This is a genomic window from Dinghuibacter sp. (assembly GCF_035492835.1).
In the GTDB taxonomy this organism is placed as follows: Bacteria; Bacteroidota; Bacteroidia; order Chitinophagales; family Chitinophagaceae; genus Dinghuibacter.
In genome coordinates, this window is record NZ_DATJIY010000180.1 from 1 (window position 1) to 18,801 (window position 18,801).

The following is an 18,801-nucleotide window of genomic DNA, read 5'->3' on the forward strand; positions in this document are numbered from 1 at the left end:
TCTAAGCCTAATCCATCCGCGAACTCTTGGTTCTGCTGTTCCTTTCCGTTGTATCGGTACCTGTTGTATTTCCCGAACTGCAAAGCCCGATCACTGATCCCTGCCATCGTCAACCCGAATGCATAATAATGCACCTCCTCCGTCAACGGCCCGCTATTCCTCTTTGATGCAGTAAGCACTGTCTAACGATGCCTTATAACCGCTTAAGTGACCTTTATCACTTACATTAAGCTTCCCGTAAACTATGGCTTTTTTGCCAGACATCTTTTGTAGCTTATCATCTTGCATCTCAATCTGGTTTTTAAAATTTATCCAAATACCAACAGACGAATGCGGATTTTTTGAGGAATTAATTGACACATCTTCAAAGCCACAAGTAAAGACCCCTTCGATCTCGACCCAATCCCCATCTATCCTAGAAAGGGACTGAATATTATCCCAGGTAACTTTGGTAATTTTAATTGAATCTGCATTTTTTAAGCATATTTCAATCTTCTCTTTTTCTGTAAAACCATTACAGGCACAAAATAAAATAATCATCAAGCTATAGCACGCCCTCATAAATATTTAAAACTTTTGTTTTCTGGAATCAATAAAGATATAGGCAGGTACCCCTTGCCTATTCACGACATGATCAGCATCGTGGGGCAATTTGGGGTAATTAATTTGTACACCAATCATATAGTTTGCATGTGGCAGGCTATAGCTTTTTGCATCTTCAATACTAGAACTAGCTACCTTTTGTTGAGCTCCTTGGAGAGTATAATACTGTCTCATTTCCGTTTCACCAAAACTTGCCCGCAAATAATTCTCAAACTTTACTGCGCCTGTTTCTTGTGCAAGATGACTTCCAAAATCATCGCCCTTTGGCTCGTTTGAATATTCGTAAGCCCACCCATGATAAAGCTCATGGCCTAATGTAATAGGACTGCTTGCTGATGAAAAATCAGGGGTACTACCTCCATTTTGAGTATAAAAAATCTTACCACCCCCTGGCTGGTTGTCGTCGCTTTTAAATCCTGTTGACAAAAGATTGGCCGCTTTATAAATTCCATATTGATATTTTGAACTCTCCAAATCAGAAACCACGGTATTCCCTTGTTTTGTCGATCCAATTTTATTCAAATCGCCTACAGCTGTTTCTATAAAATCGTTTTTCCCGTCCCATTGACCCCCTTTAGTAACACTTCCGTCCTTATTTTGAGTATAATTGTACGCCTTCCCATTATCATACATTACCGAATAGGCATTCCCATTCTGATCCGAGCCAAAAATAATTATGTAGTCGCCATTGTGATCTTGATAATTAACCGGATTGCATGCTGTATACACATAAGGGCTTAAGGATAAATAATCATCAGAAAGCCTATCTAACACATGCCATCTCCCTGTCTGATTATCATACATCCTCGTGCTGGTCAGCTTCCTGGCAGGTATGCTCGCGATCGGCCTGACCGCCCTGTGCCTGCCGTATTTCAACCTCCTCACGGGAAAAGACATGGCGCTCACCTGGGAAATGGCAGGCGCGCTGATAACGACCGCGGTCCTCGCGGGGCTGATCTCCGGCAGTTACCCCGCCCTTTATTTTTCAAACGTAAGCCCCATCCAGGCCTTCAAAGCCCAAAGCGCCCGGGTCCGGCAAACCCTCGTCGTCATCCAGTTCACCATAACGATCGCCCTGGCCCTGGGCACGGTCGTTGTCTACCGACAGGTGCGATATGCACAGCGCAGGCCCGTGGGATATACCCGCGGAGGCCTGATCCGGGTAACGATGAATACCGCCGACATGTACGGGCTTTCCTACAACGCGCTAAGGTCCGGGCTGCTCGCAACCGGCGCCGTCACCGACATGGCGGAATCCTCGATCCCATCCACCACGGCCCCCACGCTGGATAACGACTTCAGCTGGGAGGGCAAGCCACCGGGCTACATCCCCCAGATGGGCGTCGTCGGCGTGACTTTCGACTACGGCCGGACAATGCAATGGCAAATAAGGGAGGGCCGGGGATTCGACCGGAGCTTCCCCAGCGACACCGGCGGGGTCGTCATCAACGAGGCCGCCCAACGGCTGATGGGTTTCAGGGTCCCGACAGGAAAAATCATCTATATCGGCGGAACACCGCGTGTCGTCCTGGGGGTCGTCCGGGACATGGTCATGGGCTCGCCCTATGCGCCCGTACAACCCACGATTTTTAGCCTGTGGAAGGAAGGGCTCAACGCCATGGTCGTACGGTTAAACCCGGCTATGCCCCTTGCCGCCGCCATCGACCGCGCCGCAAGGGTATTCCGAAAATTCAACCCCGAAGCCCCCTTCGACTATCACTTCGTGGACGACGAATACGCGCAGAAATTCATGGATGAGGAGCGCTCCAGCCGCCTCGTGGCCCTGTTCGCCGGTTTTGCGCTTTTCATCTCCTGTATGGGTCTTTTTGGCCTCGCCTCCTTTATGACCGAACAGCGGACCCGCGAAATAGCCGTCCGCCGGGTCCTCGGCGCGGATGTCCGCCATCTTTGGGCGCTGCTGGCGGGAGGCTTTGCCCGTTTGGTGGTCATCGCCTGTACGATCGCGATCCCGCTGTCGTATTGGGTCATGCGCCATTGGCTGCGGCAATACGCCTATAAAGCGCCTCTCGCCTGGTGGGTCTTCATCCTAATCCCCGCGGCCACCCTGCTCCTGGCTGTGGCCACGGTGAGCTATCAGACGCTCAAGGCCGCGCTGACAAAGCCTTCTGCGGGGTTAAAGGCTGATGCATGATCAGTCGGTCGATCAAAGCCCGTACTTCGGAAGGTGGCGCCGTTTCAACCAGCCGCGCCTGGCCCGAGGACGCCGTCGTGGTCCATGAGTCGCGACCATCCGGCGCCACCGTCATCCGCCCATATTCCAGCCGGTAATACGGCGCATACCCCCTGACGCCGACCAGCACCGCCGTTTCATCCCAGCTCTTCCGACCCGCGCTGTCCTCCGCCGCCATCGGGATGGCGATGCGGAAAACGTCCTTAACCGGGCTATGCCGAATGGCGTCGTCGTGTACCAGCGGCAGCCCGGTCTTTATTTTTTCACCGATCTCGAACCCGCTGAAAACAATCGGCGTCGGCCAATGATCGAACACATACGCCGAAGCCGCCGCGTCCTTCATCACGTTGAACTCGTACCCCGACGGGAACCGCCCCGCCATGCTCACCAGGCGGACGACCTTGCGGCGCACCAGCTCCGGGCCGCCAGGCGATTGCAGCAGCCCCGCCAGGTTACTCAAAAAACCCACGGTGATCACCGTCACGCTATGATCCGGCTGTTTCGCCAGCACCGTCCGGTAGACCGACACCGCGTCCGTCGTATCGACCTCGTGCGGATACCGCGCCAGCAAGGTGTCCGACCAATGCTGCCAATCCCGCAACAGCAAACCGCCCACACCCATTGGTATACACGGCCTCCCGAAATACGTATTAAAAGCGCTTAAGACCCCCGACACCCCGGGGTAGTGCGTACTGGCCACGGTCGCGAGTATGCGCACATACCCGCTGTCCGCAAACGCATGCAACAACGTGATCGCCCCCACGTCATCATAGTCCGGCCCCATGTCGCTGTCGAAGATCACGCGCCTGGGTTGCGCCCAAAGCCCCATCGGCAACATCGCCAACGCGAGTATCCAAATTTTCATCCGCAAAAGATACACAATAAAAAAGGCGCCCCATCGGGCGCCTTTTTTATCTTTTCCAATGCTGTCAAGCATCTTTCTTAAAAATTATAGTATAGCTTCTCAGCCTTTCTACCTTCTCTGGAAAAAGTACCCTGTCTTTCAATCTGTCCGCCACCAGCGACAGCAAGACGTCCTCCGGGACTTTGATATATCTCTTGTTTTTTGCCCTGTTGCTTTTCATAACATGAATTTACTGATTTTTGGATAAAAGAACAGAATCATATTGTTTTCCGATTTTGTATGGTTCTATGAGTAGCCGATTTTCATCGTCTACATTACCGCCGTAAAAAATATATTCATTTGAGAATGCTTCGAAATGCTTATTTAAATAGCTACAATAAAGCCCAATCCTGCGGCCGGCCCTTCGGCATTCGCCTTCTTTACACCCTTTTTTGCATTCATGCCTGCATTGTCGGATGAAAGCATCCCCGCTGTCGCTACCTTGAACCGCAACAATTGCAGTCGGGAAGCTTGTAAAAAAATCGGGTATCGTGTTAAGCACGGTATTGAATACCCTGTAGTGATCCCCATTATTGGAAATGGGGCTATCCAGCAAGCATTCATTCGAAGAGTCATAATCTCCAAAACCAAGATTGTATACCGGCCGACCGTCAACCTGATTGGATAGGATGTATTCAATAATTTTAATAATCTCACGCACACCATCGCTTATAAATAAGTATTGGATGCCGTTACCGGTCAATCGCTGATCAACCACATAAAAATGATCCGAGCTCGTCATGACTCCTGGGTTAGTATTGCAACGAAAATCTACCCGTACAATCCGTGGAAAAAACCCAAGAAGAAAGAATCTTCCGAATCAATAGCAGGCAATCGAGTTCCGTAAATTAAAATCATACAAAACCGCCCCCCGGGCACCGATCCCCTATAATTTGTTAAACCCTCCACCCCTCACCCAAAAACCGCGTACCTTGTGCCGTTCATGCAAAAAATCCTCCTGATAGCGGCCCTGCTTTTCGCATCCGCCAAAGCGCAAACGCCTCATAAACCAAAGCCCGTCAAAAAGCCGGATGCCTTTTGGCTGCCCGATTATCAGTCGGCGCTCCATAAAGCTGCGCAAAACCGCGGCATCGTCCTGGTAAAAATCGGCCTCGTGGACGCCACGCTCCGCACCCTGACGGACAGCCTCCAAAAGGACTGTGCCGCCGGCGTGGCGATACCAGCCACGGATAGCGTTGCCAAATCCCTGAGCGGCGCCACCTTCGCCTATGTCATGGAGGACGGGACGCCGATCTACCGCTTCGAGGGCGCGCCTGGGAGAAAAGACTATATAGCCGGCCTCCACGCCGCCGAAGACCGCGCCGACGCCATGCGCAACCTCCGCATCCTCCAGGCCGAACGCCTGCTGGGCGACAAGGACGAAAATAAGCTCGAAGCGATCATCGCCGAACGCAACGTCGAAGGATTGCCCGCCGACAGCCTGCTCGATCTGTACGTCGAAGCCCTTCCCCAGGATTCGCTGGGTTCGCCGCGCGTACTACGCTTTATCGCCCTTCAGGCTCCCGTCCTGAACAGCGCCGCCAACCAGCTCCTGCGCCAGGACGCCCTCCTCTTTAACGACGTGTGGGCCAGCTTGACGTTACAGGAACGTGTCAAAATCAACAATGACGTCATCAACAAAACCAAGGACAAAGCGGTAACGGACGCCGACCAGGAAGAAGCCCAGCTTGCCGCGACCTTCGCCGCCAATACCAACGCAAACGCCACCGCCAAGGTGCGCGCCTTCCAGGGCGTGATGCTCGATTTTTATTACGGGGTGGGGGATACGCTCAAGTTCCTGGACCTGGCGAAGACGTATTATGACCGCTTCCTGATGCCCTTCGATGCGGATTCGCTCCGCCACCAGGATTCGATAAGGGGCCGCGCCGGCGAGTTGTCCGTCGCGCATTTCGTAGGAACCCAGCTGGAGACCGGTGCAAAGCGCGTGACGGCTATGGCCATTGACGCCGACCTAAAACGGAAAGCCGCCGCGTGGGCTGACCGCGCCGCCGCGCTCCTGGGACGCGGAACGGCCGAAACCCGCACCGCCGGCAAGCCGTAAGGCCGCAAACGAACACCCTAGCGCCTCGTGCGATACTTCTTATTGACCTTCGGGTTGTTAAAATAATCATTGAGCTGCTGCTCATTCATATTCTCCGCGATCTCCAGCGGCACGTCGATCAATTGCAGCTGCACCTGTTTCAGGTCTTCGCGGATCTTCCTGATCTTGCCGGAGATGTCCGGGTCGCGGTCGCCGATGGGGGAGTTCTCGCTGAGCGAATATTCCAGGCGTTTGATATTGGACCGGATGGCCGTGGCGGCGTTTTGCTCGTAGGTTTTGGTCGGGGCCGTCGCCTCCTTCACGGGTACGAGGGCGATGCCCACGCTGGGGAGGATGGTGCCGGTGGGCTGGCCCGTGTTGTTGGGCATGGCGCCGAATACGGTGCCGGTCAGGGCCGTGGCGGCGCTGGTCAGGTCAAAGGTCGTCCGGGTCCCCTTGTTGTGTTTGATCTGGCGGTCGAGCACCATGAAGGTGTACTTCAGCTGCAGGATATAAAACCGGATGTCGTGCTCCAGCTTCTTATACTCGGCCGTCTGTTCGGGGTAGTTTGTCGCGTATTTCACGGTGATCTTGACGGTCCCGGTATCCTTGTTGAAGAACTTGTCCGTCCCCACGAAATATAAAATCACCGTCTTCTGCTTTTCCGCGTCGTCGGCGTGGATGAAGTCGTAGGGGATGCCCCAGGTAAACGTGTCGCCGCACTTATGTACGGGGGTGAACCGGCTGATGGGCGTATTGGTAAAGAACGTGATGTTTTCGATGGGGAAGCTGCCCTCGTCGCACTGGATCGAAAAGCTCACGGTGTCGCCCAGCGCGGCAAAAACCATACCCCCGGCCACCGACGGTTTTACACGGGAGGGGATGATTTCGGTGTTGAAGAACTGCACCGTGATCGACGTGTCCAGCCGGTCCGTGGGGTTGTCCAGGTTCTGGACGCCCAGCGACACCTTGTAGGGATAGTCGTACTTCAGGCGGCCGGACAGGAAGTACGACCTGTCGGCGCGGAACGTCAGCAGCCCGTTGTCGGCCTTGATGCGCAACCCGACGGGCGAGTTCCTCAGGTACCAGTAATATCGTGCGGAATCCTTATTGATTTCGAATTTGTAGCTGAGCGTGGAGTCGACGTGGATCGTGAAATAGGGGTTGAAGTTGCGGATGCGAAGCGCGGTATCCGGCGCGGGGAGGGGCGCCATGGGAATCGCCTGGGACGGGCGAATGGTGTCGCGGATGATGACCGTGTCCCGTAAAACCTGGGCGTGCGATCTGGTGGCAACAAGACACAAAATCCCTAAATACAAGAACGTCCTGATAGGCATAGATTCTTCCGGTTGCGAACGCGGCGAAGTTACGTATTTTTGCATCTTAATCAATCAATTACCCGCGTTTTAACGTTTTAGCGCCTATCTTGTTGTGTGCCGTTCATCAAATCCTTTGTTAAATGAACTTTCCATGAAAACATTGTACGGCAGTTTAGCGTTATATTTACAAGATGCAAAAATGGATTAAATCTATGTTTAGTAAGAAAAGTGTGCCCATTATCCTGTTGCTGACGCTTGGAGTGGTGAGCGTTCTATACGCCCTGAAAGTAAAAACCTTCGATAACCCTACTTCCAAATTCGAACGGATCCTGCAGACCGTCGGCGCCTTCCTCGAAGAAGGCCACTACAGCCCCCAACGCGTAGACGACGAGTTCTCCGAAAAAGTATTCGATAAATTCCTTACCACGCTGGACGGCGACAAGGGGTACTTCCTCAAAAAGGACGTAGATTCCCTGAGGGCGCTCTACGGTAACCGCATAGACGACGAGATGCACGGCGCCAAGCTGGAATCCTTTTACGGGATCAGCACGGTATACAACCGCGACCTGGACCAGGCATCCCAGCTTTTCAAACAGATCCTCGCCAAACCCTTCGACTTCTCCGTCAAGGAAGACGTGGACATGAATTACGAGAAGATGGGTTTTGCCGCCTCCCCGGAAGACCGCTATGACCGCTGGCGCAAACGGTTGAAATACCTGGTGCTGGAACGCTACGTCGACCTCACGGACGCCCGCGACAAGGCCAAAGCAAAAGATTCCACGTCCAAAACCGACACGGAGCTGGAAGCCCAGGCCCGGATGGCGATCTACAAGATCATGGACCGGAACTTCAGCCGGCTGAAGACCCAGCAGACCCAGGAAGCGCAATTCGACGCCATGGTGAACTGTATCACGAACACCATGGACCCCCATACCGACTTTTTCCCGCCCGTGGAACGCCGCTCCTTCAATGAAATGATGAGCGGGCACTTCTACGGTATCGGCGCCTCGCTGGAAGAGGACGACGCCGGGAACATAAAGATCGCCTCCCTCGTGGCCGGCAGCCCGGCCTGGAAATCCGGCCAGGTAGCCCAGGGCGACATCATCCTGAAGGTAGCCCAGGGTAGCGACTCCGCCCAGGACCTCACCGGTTATTCCCGGGAGGACGCTGTAAAGATCATCCGGGGCAGCAAGGGCAGCACGGTCAGGCTTACCCTGAAAAAGGCCGACGGCAGCGTCAGGGTCGTACCGCTGGTCAGGGATGAAATCCTCGTCGAGGACACCTTTGCCCGCAGCGCCATCATCAACGAAGGCGACCGCAAGGTGGGTTATATCTACCTCCCCGTTTTCTATGCGGACTTCGACCACCGCGACGGTGCGCGATGCTCGGTGGACGTAGCCAAGGAGGTCGCCTATCTTAAGGAGCAAAAGGTGGACGGCATTATCATCGACCTCCGCGGGAACGGCGGCGGTTCGCTGATGGACGTGGTCAATATGGTCGGGTTGTTCGTCAAGACCGGCCCCGTGGTACAGGTCCGCGGCCGGGGCGAAGCCCAGCCGCAGGTCATGCGTGACAACGACCAGGGCGTGCTGTATTCCGGCCCCCTGGCCGTGATGGTCAACATGGGCAGCGCGTCGGCTTCCGAAATCTTTGCCGCCGCTATCCAGGACTACCATCGCGGGCTGATCATCGGCAGCGATACCTACGGCAAGGGCACCGTCCAACGGGAAATCGAGCTCGACCCCCGGATCACCGGCAACTGGCCCAAGGACTCCGTGGCCGACCTGGGTTCGATCAAGCTGACGCTCCAGAAGTTCTACCGTATCAGCGGCGGTTCGACCCAGCTCAAGGGAGTAACCCCCGATGTAGCCATTCCGGACCAAATGGAATTCCTCAAGGACCGCGAACGCGACAACCCGGACGCCCTCAAATGGGATGAAATAACCAAAGCGAGCTATGACGCCTGGATGCCGGGCTACGACGCCGCCCTCGTCCGCAAGGAAAGCGAGGACCGCGTGTCCCGCAACCCCAACTTCCAGGTCATTTCCAAGGACGCCCACTGGCTGGCTGACCAGGACGACAAGAAATACCCGCTGGAAATGGTCGCCTATAAGAACGAAAAGGCCGAGCTGCAGAAGATATACCAGGAGCTGGAAAAGGTCCAGAAGCTGCAGACGCCACTGAATATGACCCTGATGCCGATGCCTTCCACCATCGGTGGCGCCCAGGATACCACCCAGGGCAAGGGCGCGATCCTGGCGGGCCGTAACAACCAGTTCCTGAACAGCTTCAAGAGCGACCTGGAGCTGGGTGAAACGGTGCACATCGTCGACGACATGATCCACCAGGGGAACCTGGCCTCGGGGAAGGTCAATCTATCAAAGCAGGAGTAACGTCTCCCGCACCTTCCGGACCATTTCCTGGGTAAAATCGAGGTGCGTAACCATCCGGATTTGCGTGGGCGCGATAGCCACTGTTAAAATGTCGTGCCCACGCAATGCTTCGGCCAGACTCGCGGCCGAATACCGCCCTTTAACTGTAAAAATGACAATATTGGTCTCCACGGGGAGGATATTGCCCACGAAGTCCCGCTCCCGGAGGGCGTCCGCGAGCTCCAACGCATGCCGGTGGTCCTCCGCCAGCCGGGAAATGTGGTTATCGAGTGCATATAGCCCGGCCGCGGCCAGGTAGCCCGCCTGCCGCATCCCCCCGCCAAACGCCTTCCGGATCCGACGGGCGCGGTCGATGTCCTTTCTGCGGCCGATAAGGACGCTGCCCACCGGGCACCCCAGGCCCTTGCTCAGGCAAATGGAGATCGAGTCAAATACCTGACCGTATTGGGCCGCTGTTTCCCCCTTGTATACCAATGCATTATAGATCCTGGCGCCATCCAGGTGGAGCATCAGGCCGTGCCGGTCGCAGACGTCCCGGATGGCTTCGATTTCACAGAATTCGTAGCAGCTGCCCCCGCCCCTGTTGGCCGTGTTTTCCAGGCAAACCAGACGGGTAATGGCCCGGTGGACGTCGTCCGGATTGATCGAGGCTACCACCTGGCCGGCATTGATCCGGCCCCGGTCACCCTCCAGGGGCCTGACCTGGCAGCCGGAATTAAAGGCAATCCCCCCGCCCTCGTAGATATAAACGTGTGCGGTTTTGTCGCAAATCACCTCGTCCGCGGGCTGGGTATGCATTTTGATAGCTATTTGATTGGTCATGGTCCCGGACGGACAAAAGATCCCGGCCTCCATGCCGAAGTCGGCCGCCAGCCGGTTTTCCAGGGCGGTTACGGTGGAATCCTCACGGAAAACATCGTCTCCAACCCGGGCCTGTAACATGGCCTCGAGCATACCGGGGGTGGGCCGGGTAACGGTGTCTGAACGAAGGTCGATGGGCATGAAAATCGTTTTAGTACGCAATGTAGCGAAAACGCGTTCTAACGGGCCAGGCCAAATGATTGTTAGTGAAAGTTTTGGTAAATATGGAGTAAAGGGTTATGAAAATCCGGTGTTGCGACGTATCTTTGCAGATAGTTTTAAAAATGCCTGGATCGACTTTAAACCCTTTCCAACATTTTCTGTGATCAACCAGAGAGAAAAATCAATAAGAGTTTTGTAAGGCTAATTATATCATATGAGGCAGCTTAAGATTGCAACACAAATTACCAATCGAGATTCCCAGGCGGTTGAGAAGTATTTGCAGGAGATTTCCAAGATCCCGATGATCACCCCCGAAGAAGAGACGGTACTGGCACAACGCATCAAGATGAGCGATCAGCGTGCGTTGGATAAGCTGGTACAGGCCAACTTACGGTTTGTGGTCTCCGTTGCAAAACAGTATCAACACCAGGGCTTATCGTTGAGTGACCTCATCAATGAAGGTAATCTGGGTCTGATTAAAGCAGCCCAGCGTTTTGATGAAACCAAGGGTTTCAAATTCATCTCTTACGCGGTATGGTGGATCCGCCAGTCCATCCTGCAGGCGTTGGCAGAGCAGGGCAGATTAGTCCGCCTGCCTCAAAACAAAATTGGCACGTATAACAAGGCTAACAAAGCGTACATGGCATTCGAGCAGGAACACGAGCGCGAACCGAGTACGGAAGAATTGGCCGAGATTCTCGAAATGAGCGAAACGGAGATCAACAACATCTTCCAAAGCAACACCCGCCACACCTCCCTCGACGCCCCCGTGCACGAGGCTGAGGACGTAGCCATGGGCGACCTGCTGGAAGGTGGTGATTCCACGGATGAAGACGTCATGCACGACTCCCTCCGCGCCGAAATCCGCCGGGTACTGAAATCCCTCAGCCCCCGGGAAGCTGAAATTGTGAACGCGTATTTTGGTCTTGACGGCGAAAACGGCGTGACCATCGAACAGATCGGTCAGAAGTACGACCTCACCAAGGAACGTATCCGTCAGATCAAGGAAAGGGCCATCAAGCGCCTCCAGAAGGCCCGCTACAGCAGTTCGCTAAAAGCCTATTTAGGGTAAAACGAATTATACGTTTCCGAAAGCCCCGTAAGGGGCTTTCCAATTTATTAGCGAAAGCCCCGTAAGGGGCTTTCTTATTTCTTAGCGAAGGGCCGCCATATGGCGGCTCTTTTTTTTGCCCCCTCTCGCGCGCATTGCCCCGCGGCCGCCGGCGGCGCCCCCCAAAAAGGCAAGGGCCCCCCTAAGGGAGCCCCGCCATCAGACATGAGAGAGAAACTATTTTAAGACCTCCGCCAGCTTCCGCGACAGCTCCATCCCCCTTAGGTTCGTCGCAATGATCTTCCCGGAGGGATCGATCAGGAAATTGGCCGGAATGGCATTCACCTTATACTCCCGCGCCGCCGGACCGTCGAAGGCTTTCAGGTCCGATACCTGCGTCCACGGCAGCTTATCCTCCGAAACCGCCTTTAACCAGGCGTCACGAACCTTGTCCATCGATACGCTAAGGACGGTGAAGTTCCTGGCGCTATAGTCATTATACGCCTGGAGGACGTTCGGGTTCTCCGCGCGGCAGGGCCCGCACCAGCTGGCCCAGAAGTCCAGCAACACATATTTACCGCGATACGACGCCAGCGATACCGGCTTACCCGACGCATCGTCCAGCGTAAGGTCTTTTGCGGAGACGTCCCCGCGGCCCGCGTACAGGCCGACGAGGTCTCCGAGCGCCTGGACATACTCGTATTGCTTCAGCGACGGCGTCAACGCATCATACAGCGAGGCCGCGGATTCCGGGCTGATGTCGTGGTGACGGACCTCCTGGTCGAGCGCGATGTAGCTGACCCAGGAGGACGGGTGAGCGCGGACGAAGTCGTCTATCACCTTGTCGAACGGCCGCTGTTTTAGCGAGATTTCGTGTGAGAGGGAGTCCAGTTGAGCCTGGACGGGCGAGGAGGTGATTTTGATGTTGTGATAATCGGCGGTATGCTCTACGTGGGCGTCGTCGCCTGCGCCGACCCAGACGGCCATGGAACGGTATGCCTTCATCCCGGTATCCAGCTTCATCGGGCGCCGGTTCCAGTGGATCACGGCGCGGTCGGCGCCATCGGTCATCCTGCCCTCGAAATGATACGAGTTGTTTTCAATCAGGGCGCTGTCCATCTGGTACGTTCCATGGGTGCCATTGAGGTAATGGTTCATGTAGATATAGCCATGGATGGCGGAGTCGGAGATGATCCTGCCTTCGATACGGAAGGTGTTTTGCGCCTGTGAAAAGGCCGGCAAAAACGAAGCGAGGAGGAATATTTTTTTCATGAAAAGAGTTAATTGAATATGGATTCCAGTTTCTTATTGAGTTCCGCCTCATCGAGGTCCTTGTCGATGATCCGGCCGGATGGGTCGACCAGGAAATTGCGGGGGATCGCGGACACGCCATACCGCACCGCGGCCGCGTTGTCTCCGCCCTTCAGGTCGGATATCTGTGTCCAGGCGGTCCTGTCCTCCCGGACGGCCTTTAGCCATGAGGAGCGCCCCAGCGGGCCGCCATCCAGGGAGACGCCGAGGATCTCAAAACCCTTTGCCTTGTATTTGCCATACGCGGGCACCAGGAAACGGTTTTCCGCCCGGCAGGGATGACACCAGCTGGCCCAGAAGGTCACCAGCACGTATTTGCCCCGATAGCCCATCAGTGAAACGGATTGACCGGTGGAATCGTTCTCCGAAAAAACGGGCGCCATCGCCCCGACCTGGGCCAACCCCATGCCTTGGATCCGTCTACCCAGCTGGGCCACCTCCGCGTGCCGCGTGAGCCGCGGCGTCAGCAGGGCGTACAGGGCGGCGGCCGTGTCGTGGTCGATCTCCATGTGGTTGGACATATCCTGGAGCGTTACATAGCTGATCCAGGAATCCGGGTGGCTGCGCACGAAATCCGAGGCAACGGCAGTCCGGTTGGTCGCATGACGCAGCGCGCTTTCCAGCGCGACCTTGTCGTCCTGCACCGGGGAGCCCGTCACCGACAGGGTCGCGAAATTGGCCTTTTGGGTCACCCGCGTGGTCCCGGCGCCTATATAGAACTGGGCAAAACCCTTGAATGCCGCATGGCTGTGGGTTGCGTACAGGAAAAGGCTGGCCACGAGGGCGTCCTTGTCTCCGAGGGAGCCCTCGAAGTGATAGGTGTTGTTGACGAGGCTTACGCTGTCACGAAAAGTCCCGCCGTCGAACTGTACGATCCCCGTCACCGGCGTATCGGCATTGAGCCGGCCGTCGATGACGAAACGGCCCGAACCAGCCGTGGCCGCGCCACCTTCACCGCCCGCGCCAGTCGCGGCCCCCGCCCCAAAGACCTCCGCCAGCTTCGCCTGTAGCTTGTCTCCCCGCAGGTTCTTGGCGATGATATTCCCCTTGGGGTCAAGCAGGAAGTTCGCCGGAACGGAGTTCACGTAATAAGCCAACGCCGCCTTGCTATTCCAGAACTTCAAATCGCTCACCTGTATCCAGTCCATATGCTCGCGACGGATAACCTCCTTCCATTTTTCCTTGAAATTGGTCATGTCCAGGGAGACGCCAACTACGGTAAAACCCTTGTCGCGGAATTGGTGATACGCCTTCGCGACGTTGGGCATCTCCTCCATGCAGGGGCCACACCAGGTGGCCCAGAAATCGACGAGTACGTACTTGCCCCGCACGCTGGTCAGCGAAAAGTCGCGGCCTGCTGTGTCCGGCAGGGTGAACAGCGGCGCGGGGGTGCCGATGGCGCCACCCCTCATGCCCTGGATTCGGTCTGCCAGCTGCACGCCGGTCTCCGACTGCCGGAGACCGGGGCTAAGCTGGTGGTACAGGGTGTCGAGGGCGCCAGGTACCGCGTTCCGGATAGAATATTGGTTGAGCTGGTCGAGGCTGACTTTGGAGGAGGGGTGCCGGGGTACGAAGCGCCGGAGGATGGACAGCTTTTCTCCTTCGATCTCCCGGCTGAACTCGTAGTACTGGTGACCGCCCGCCGCGTTGACGCTGTCGAGCATCGCGTAGAGCAACACCCTGTAGTCCTGGAGGTCTTTGTTCAATGGCGTGCCCGACAGGACCGGATGGGCGGCCCCGGCGGGATCGTCGATCTCGATGGCCCCCGGTTCCAGGTAAAAGACGATGCTTTTTTCCGTATGTCCTTCCTGGAAAATGAATTGTCCCGTTTCCACGGCCGACACCTTTCCGGTGAAGGAAAGCCGGCCGTTATCCGTAGGTATGGTATCCGTATGCGACCCCGTCTGCAAGGTATAACGGTGCAGGTAGACCGTGTGCACGGCCGGATCGAACGTGCCTTTCAGGGTAAAAGCTCCTTGCTGCGCCAGCGCCGTCGATGCGGTGACAAGCGATGCGGCGGCGGAAAGCGCCGTTGCCGATACCGCGGCCTTAAGCGCTCTCGCTTTGATGAATGTTCTATGCATGTGGTATGTTTTTAAGATTTTGGTTCCCGTATATGCTCAAGCACCCGCAGGGCCTCATTGATATAAATATCCCGGCCTGCCGCCATAACCCAGCGCCGGTCCCCAGGCGTCAGCGCCATAACGTCCAGCCGCCGGCCGGCCGGTAGCGTCAGCGCATCGCGGTCTTGCAAAAGGATCGCCTGCCGGGCGTCCTGGCCGGCCGTAAACACCGACAGGTCGAGGCTTACGGGTGAATCCCGCCTGGCCCCCAGCCAGGTATTATTCCGTTGAATGACGCCAAAAACGCTATCAGGCGAAAAAGCCCCCCCATACAATGCCGGCCCAGGGGCATACGCGACAGGCGGTATAGTGTCCCAGCCCAGCGCCCCGGCGTTGTCCGCTTCCCGCACCTTTTGAAAAGCATACACGTCCGGCAGACAAACATCGGGCGTCACCCCCGCGAGCTGCGTCGAGCCCCCGGATACGCGGAAGAACTGCTCGATGGTCAGCTTGAGCACGCCGCTATCCACCGGGAAGCTCCGTTGCACGGTCCCCTTGCCATAGGTACGGCTGCCGATGACGATACCCCGGTGATAATCCTGGATGGCCGCAGTGAACAATTCGGCGGCGGAGGCGGTCTTTTCGTTGACCAATATCGCCAAAGGGCCATCATACACGACGGAGTCTGCATCGCTCGATAAGGCCACGGGCGCGCCGCTACGGCGTCTGACTTGTACCACCGGCCCCCGGGGTATGAGCAACCCGGTCATGCGCAACACCTCTTGCAGGGAGCCCCCATGGTTGTCGCGCAGGTCGAATACGATCCCGTCCACGCGGGCGCTGTCCAGCGTGCGTAATGCCCGCGATACATCGCTGGCGCAGTGTCGGAGGCTGTCGCCATAGAATTCCGGAAAGGAGACATACCCGACCCGCCGGCCGGAAGACCTAATGAGCGCCACATCGACGGTCGACGGACTACCGGAGCCAACCCCCGAAAAAAAGTAATCCGTGTGCGGATCCATCAGCCGCCCCATCACATCGACATACCGCCCCATCTGCACCGATAACGCAGTATCCCGCCACAGCCGTGCGTAATCCGCCGCCAGCCACTCCCGCGCCTTTTGCCGCGCCAGCGAGTCCGATTCGAAGCCCGTCCGTCGCTGCATCACGAGGTACTGCAGGGACAAATACTTGAGCATCTTCCGCCGCGCCTCCCGCAACACCGGCAAAGAACCCGCAAAGTCATCCAGGCTGCCCCCATCCGGCCGCACCGTCTCGTCGACGTCATACCGGAACGGGTTAGACAAAATCGCGCTATCCATGACAACGGCTTCCGACAAGCGAGCACGATATAGTCGTAACGCAGCGGGTAAAAACGCCACCACCCGCTCCCCCCGTATCTCGTCGTCGAGCACAAACCGGTAAGTAGATAAAGTCTCCAGATCCGACCGCAGGAACAACCCCTTGAGCGGGTCCAGCATCTCGATATACCGCCGCCAAAGCGCGGCCGAAAACGAATCGTCGATCACCTTGGGCCGGTAATGCTCCGTCTCGATGAGCTTCGCCACGGAAGACAGGAGTTGCGTCCGGCCATTCAGGGGGGCAAACATCAGCAACAACAGGAACTTCCTCATCTTTCCCTGTATGCTACGCTCACGATCCTGCCAAAGCCCGTCCACTGGTTCTGCTGTACGATCTGCCCGTTGACGGGCGGGATCGAATACAACTCGAGCGTTCCGTTCCCACCCGCGTTGGCGGAGCCGACCAGGAGCTCCCGTGCCCAGGTGGCGTACGTGGTATTCGTAGCCCTTTTATAGAATTCATGGAACGACAGGTAGCTGATGTTCGCGCTGCCCTTGTCCAGCATGAGGAAGCTGGTTTGCAGCGAAAGGTCATACTCGTACAGCTTCCCGCCGACGCTGTAGAACATATACCCGAGGTCCGGGCTGAACGCAAAGCTGGTGGCCAGCGCGATGTCCGTGCCCGTGATGGGTTGGTAGTAGTTTTGCGCAGCGCCCAGGGTAAACCGCATCAACCGGTAGGTGGGCGACGCCGTGGTGTCCCTGAGGACCGCGTAGACGCTCCCTGAATAGGCCCTTTCCATGTATACCAGGTCTTCGCCGGTAGGATAGTTCCGGGCCGTGGGCACGGCTGACACGGTGGGGCTGGAATAGCTGGCCTGGGTAACGAAGGCGCGCGCGTCCATGTCATACAGGGTAGCCGAGCTCCCGTCGGTGGCGACATAGGGCGATACCGTAAAGGGCGTGCCGCTGGCCGTATACGAATTCAGCGCTGCAAACTTGAAGGAGTACTGGCTGGCCAGGAGGGCCTCGTTATAGATGTTGGCGTTATAATACAGGAACAGGTCGGGATAGGCGCCGTAAGTGGGCTCCACCGTGAGGTGCTGTGGCGCGAAGCCGGCCGGTAGGTCACCGATCATCAGGTAGCTGATATTGTAGGTGGGGTCCCAGCCAAAGGTTTCCTGGTTGACCCGGTTGGTACCCGCGGAGGTCAGCAGGAATATGCCGTAGTTCTGGGGATTGATGTTGGCGTTCGTATACTGGGCACAAAGGACCTGGTAGGGTTGTCCCTGGAGCGTCAGCGCCGAGCCCTGCTTTTTGAGCACGTCGGTGTACTGTGTGAACGTGGCGGCCGTCTTGTCGTAGGAGAGCATGTCCAGCCGGGACTGGCCGCCGACATCGTTCAGGACGAGGAAGCCTTCGTATACCTGGGACGTGACCAGCAGCGTGGTTCGTGTCTGGAAGGTGATCCCCGTGTTATTGTCGGTCACCCGGTATTGCAAGGTGTATGTGCCCGGCGTGTTGGTGATACGGACGTCCAGGTCGGGCGTAACGGCAATGACCGAATCCGCCGAGTCATAAGCTCCGCCCGGCCCCGCCACGCGTAACGACCATTGATAGACGTACGACGGGTTTTTGTCGAGGGAAGCGATCACGGCAGGGGAGACGCGGAGGGTGTCGTTGTAAAAGACGGTATACCCATGCACGGTATCGAAATTCGTGAAGGTCAATTGATTAATGGCGTGGTAGCTGTAGTTCCCGAGGTCTTTGTAACAGGAAACCAGGGATACCAGGAGAACGCCGTATAGCAGTATTTTTCTCATCAGTCAAGGATTTAACGGTTATTGATAGGCGGCGCCCATGGTCATAGGCGTGACGCCGTCCGCCTCATAGATGGTATCCCCCGCCAGGGCCTGGTTCTTCAGGTACCGGCTCATGGTGATCGCGAAATAGGACGCCTGCGCGCTCAGGTTGAGGTTGTTCAGGTTGACCCAGAAGTTGAGCGGCATGCCGACCACCTGGTTCATCAACTGTACCTTCCTGACGCTGAACGTCCCGAAATAGGGGGTAAAAACGCTGGTCCAGTAAGGGCCCGGCGTCAGCTGGTCCGACAGCGCGATCGTAAACGTCAGCGTGCTGACGGTGTCGCTGCCGTTGTAGATGAACGGCATCCCGGTCGAAAAATCCTTGCCGGCGTGCAGGTGCAGGATCAGGAAACGCGTCGTGTCCTGGAGGTCCTGCGCCCGGAGCAGCGTCACGGACAGCGTATCCAGGACGTGCCCGGCGCGGAAAACAAACGAGTCCGGCAACTCGTAGTGCGTGCCCGCCACGGCGCTGGAAGCCGGGTCCACGACGATGCCGTACGACCGGTCGTGGCCGCTGGGCGACCCCGTGACCGCCACCGGTATGACCAGGATGGAATCCCGGACGGTGGCGGGGCTGTACGCAAAGGAGACCCCGAGACTGTCGACCGGATTATTAAGGGCGGCGCCGTAGTCGAAGTAAATATTATCGGGTGGGCTGTATGTCAGCAATGTGTCTTTTTTACAGGCAGCCATCGCAAGGACGACCAGCAAAAACAAATATTTTCTCATATTGAAA

17 protein-coding genes are annotated in these 18,801 nt (G+C 56.6%); 5 read left to right on the forward strand and 12 right to left on the reverse strand.

Annotated features, from left to right (window positions below):
- Positions 1-153: 153 nt before the first annotated feature.
- Both VL547_RS16925 and VL547_RS16930 read right to left on the reverse strand, forming a co-directional pair.
- Entirely contained in the window at positions 154-561 is a 408-nt protein-coding gene (locus VL547_RS16925) for a hypothetical protein (protein ID WP_325580005.1), read from the reverse strand.
- Between the two features lie 6 nt (positions 562-567).
- Complete coding sequence (locus tag VL547_RS16930; RefSeq protein ID WP_325580007.1) at positions 568-1,407, reverse strand: M91 family zinc metallopeptidase; 840 nt, start codon at positions 1,405-1,407, stop codon at positions 568-570.
- A 4-nt stretch (positions 1,408-1,411) separates the two neighbouring features.
- Here VL547_RS16930 and VL547_RS16935 point away from each other — a divergent pair, with 4 nt between their 5' ends.
- The gene (locus tag VL547_RS16935; RefSeq protein WP_325580009.1) at positions 1,412-2,755 is read left to right on the forward strand and encodes an ABC transporter permease; all 1,344 of its coding nucleotides are present in this window, start codon (positions 1,412-1,414) and stop codon (positions 2,753-2,755) included.
- Here the strand turns inward: VL547_RS16935 and VL547_RS16940 are convergent.
- From VL547_RS16940 to VL547_RS16950, 3 genes are all read right to left on the reverse strand, one after another.
- Positions 2,706-3,659 carry a nucleoside hydrolase gene (locus tag VL547_RS16940; RefSeq protein ID WP_325580011.1) on the reverse strand — a complete coding sequence of 318 codons (954 nt, stop codon included), beginning with the start codon at positions 3,657-3,659 and terminating at the stop codon, positions 2,706-2,708. The genes VL547_RS16935 and VL547_RS16940 overlap by 50 nt on opposite strands.
- Positions 3,660-3,723: 64 nt before the next feature.
- On the reverse strand, positions 3,724-3,879 hold the full coding sequence (locus VL547_RS16945; RefSeq protein WP_325580013.1) for a hypothetical protein: 156 nt from the start codon (positions 3,877-3,879) through the stop codon (positions 3,724-3,726).
- A gap of 9 nt (positions 3,880-3,888) precedes the next feature.
- Complete coding sequence (locus VL547_RS16950) at positions 3,889-4,440, reverse strand: DUF6934 family protein (protein ID WP_325580015.1); 552 nt, start codon at positions 4,438-4,440, stop codon at positions 3,889-3,891.
- A gap of 201 nt (positions 4,441-4,641) precedes the next feature.
- On the opposite strand from VL547_RS16950, the gene VL547_RS16955 reads away from it, so the two are divergent.
- Positions 4,642-5,760: a hypothetical protein gene (locus VL547_RS16955; RefSeq protein ID WP_325580017.1), complete on the forward strand. Its 1,119-nt coding sequence runs from the start codon at positions 4,642-4,644 to the stop codon at positions 5,758-5,760.
- A gap of 17 nt (positions 5,761-5,777) precedes the next feature.
- Here the strand turns inward: VL547_RS16955 and VL547_RS16960 are convergent, their stop codons facing one another.
- A complete protein-coding gene (locus VL547_RS16960; RefSeq protein WP_325580019.1) occupies positions 5,778-7,043 on the reverse strand; it encodes a hypothetical protein in 1,266 nt (421 codons plus the stop codon).
- 227 nt (positions 7,044-7,270) lie between these two features.
- On the opposite strand from VL547_RS16960, the gene VL547_RS16965 reads away from it, so the two are divergent.
- A complete protein-coding gene (locus VL547_RS16965) occupies positions 7,271-9,451 on the forward strand; it encodes a carboxy terminal-processing peptidase (protein WP_325580021.1) in 2,181 nt (726 codons plus the stop codon).
- Here the strand turns inward: VL547_RS16965 and VL547_RS16970 are convergent.
- A complete protein-coding gene (locus VL547_RS16970; protein WP_325580023.1) occupies positions 9,437-10,453 on the reverse strand; it encodes a GntG family PLP-dependent aldolase in 1,017 nt (338 codons plus the stop codon). The genes VL547_RS16965 and VL547_RS16970 overlap by 15 nt on opposite strands.
- Between VL547_RS16970 and VL547_RS16975 the strand changes: the two genes are divergently transcribed.
- Both VL547_RS16975 and VL547_RS16980 read left to right on the forward strand, forming a co-directional pair.
- Positions 10,452-10,673, forward strand: a complete 222-nt coding sequence (locus VL547_RS16975; protein ID WP_325580025.1) for a hypothetical protein — start codon at positions 10,452-10,454, stop codon at positions 10,671-10,673. The two genes, VL547_RS16970 and VL547_RS16975, sit on opposite strands and share 2 nt — an antisense overlap.
- Before the next feature lie 15 nt (positions 10,674-10,688).
- The gene (locus VL547_RS16980; RefSeq protein WP_133999430.1) at positions 10,689-11,546 is read left to right on the forward strand and encodes a sigma-70 family RNA polymerase sigma factor; all 858 of its coding nucleotides are present in this window, start codon (positions 10,689-10,691) and stop codon (positions 11,544-11,546) included.
- 216 nt (positions 11,547-11,762) lie between these two features.
- Here the strand turns inward: VL547_RS16980 and VL547_RS16985 are convergent, their stop codons facing one another.
- The 5 genes from VL547_RS16985 to VL547_RS17005 are packed head-to-tail and all read right to left on the reverse strand — an operon-like array spanning position 11,763 to position 18,794.
- Positions 11,763-12,797: a TlpA disulfide reductase family protein gene (locus VL547_RS16985; protein ID WP_325580030.1), complete on the reverse strand. Its 1,035-nt coding sequence runs from the start codon at positions 12,795-12,797 to the stop codon at positions 11,763-11,765.
- An 8-nt stretch (positions 12,798-12,805) separates the two neighbouring features.
- The gene (locus tag VL547_RS16990; RefSeq protein ID WP_325580034.1) at positions 12,806-14,920 is read right to left on the reverse strand and encodes a redoxin domain-containing protein; all 2,115 of its coding nucleotides are present in this window, start codon (positions 14,918-14,920) and stop codon (positions 12,806-12,808) included.
- A gap of 11 nt (positions 14,921-14,931) precedes the next feature.
- Positions 14,932-16,533, reverse strand: a complete 1,602-nt coding sequence (locus VL547_RS16995; protein WP_325580036.1) for a S41 family peptidase — start codon at positions 16,531-16,533, stop codon at positions 14,932-14,934.
- Positions 16,530-18,023 (reverse strand): PKD-like family lipoprotein, encoded by a 1,494-nt coding sequence (locus tag VL547_RS17000; RefSeq protein WP_325580039.1) that lies wholly within the window; start codon positions 18,021-18,023, stop codon positions 16,530-16,532. The genes VL547_RS16995 and VL547_RS17000 overlap by 4 nt, the downstream gene beginning before the upstream one ends.
- A gap of 18 nt (positions 18,024-18,041) precedes the next feature.
- Positions 18,042-18,794, reverse strand: coding sequence for a DUF4843 domain-containing protein (locus tag VL547_RS17005; RefSeq protein WP_325580041.1), 753 nt, complete (start codon positions 18,792-18,794; stop codon positions 18,042-18,044).
- Positions 18,795-18,801: the final 7 nt, after the last annotated feature.

Bases quoted from the DNA above. Each gene is read 5' to 3' on its own strand.
- VL547_RS16925 (WP_325580005.1), bottom strand. From the start codon at position 561: ATGAGGGCGTGCTATAGCTTGATGATTATTTTATTTTGTGCCTGTAAT.
- VL547_RS16930 (WP_325580007.1), bottom strand. From the start codon at position 1,407: ATGTATGATAATCAGACAGGGAGATGGCATGTGTTAGATAGGCTTTCT.
- VL547_RS16940 (WP_325580011.1), bottom strand. From the start codon at position 3,659: ATGAAAATTTGGATACTCGCGTTGGCGATGTTGCCGATGGGGCTTTGG.
- VL547_RS16945 (WP_325580013.1), bottom strand. From the start codon at position 3,879: ATGAAAAGCAACAGGGCAAAAAACAAGAGATATATCAAAGTCCCGGAG.
- VL547_RS16950 (WP_325580015.1), bottom strand. From the start codon at position 4,440: ATGACGAGCTCGGATCATTTTTATGTGGTTGATCAGCGATTGACCGGT.
- VL547_RS16955 (WP_325580017.1), top strand. From the start codon at position 4,642: ATGCAAAAAATCCTCCTGATAGCGGCCCTGCTTTTCGCATCCGCCAAA.
- VL547_RS16965 (WP_325580021.1), top strand. From the start codon at position 7,271: ATGTTTAGTAAGAAAAGTGTGCCCATTATCCTGTTGCTGACGCTTGGA.
- VL547_RS16975 (WP_325580025.1), top strand. From the start codon at position 10,452: ATGAAAATCGTTTTAGTACGCAATGTAGCGAAAACGCGTTCTAACGGG.
- VL547_RS16970 (WP_325580023.1), bottom strand. From the start codon at position 10,453: ATGCCCATCGACCTTCGTTCAGACACCGTTACCCGGCCCACCCCCGGT.
- VL547_RS16980 (WP_133999430.1), top strand. From the start codon at position 10,689: ATGAGGCAGCTTAAGATTGCAACACAAATTACCAATCGAGATTCCCAG.
- VL547_RS16985 (WP_325580030.1), bottom strand. From the start codon at position 12,797: ATGAAAAAAATATTCCTCCTCGCTTCGTTTTTGCCGGCCTTTTCACAG.
- VL547_RS16990 (WP_325580034.1), bottom strand. From the start codon at position 14,920: ATGCATAGAACATTCATCAAAGCGAGAGCGCTTAAGGCCGCGGTATCG.
- VL547_RS16995 (WP_325580036.1), bottom strand. From the start codon at position 16,533: ATGAGGAAGTTCCTGTTGTTGCTGATGTTTGCCCCCCTGAATGGCCGG.
- VL547_RS17000 (WP_325580039.1), bottom strand. From the start codon at position 18,023: ATGAGAAAAATACTGCTATACGGCGTTCTCCTGGTATCCCTGGTTTCC.
- VL547_RS17005 (WP_325580041.1), bottom strand. From the start codon at position 18,794: ATGAGAAAATATTTGTTTTTGCTGGTCGTCCTTGCGATGGCTGCCTGT.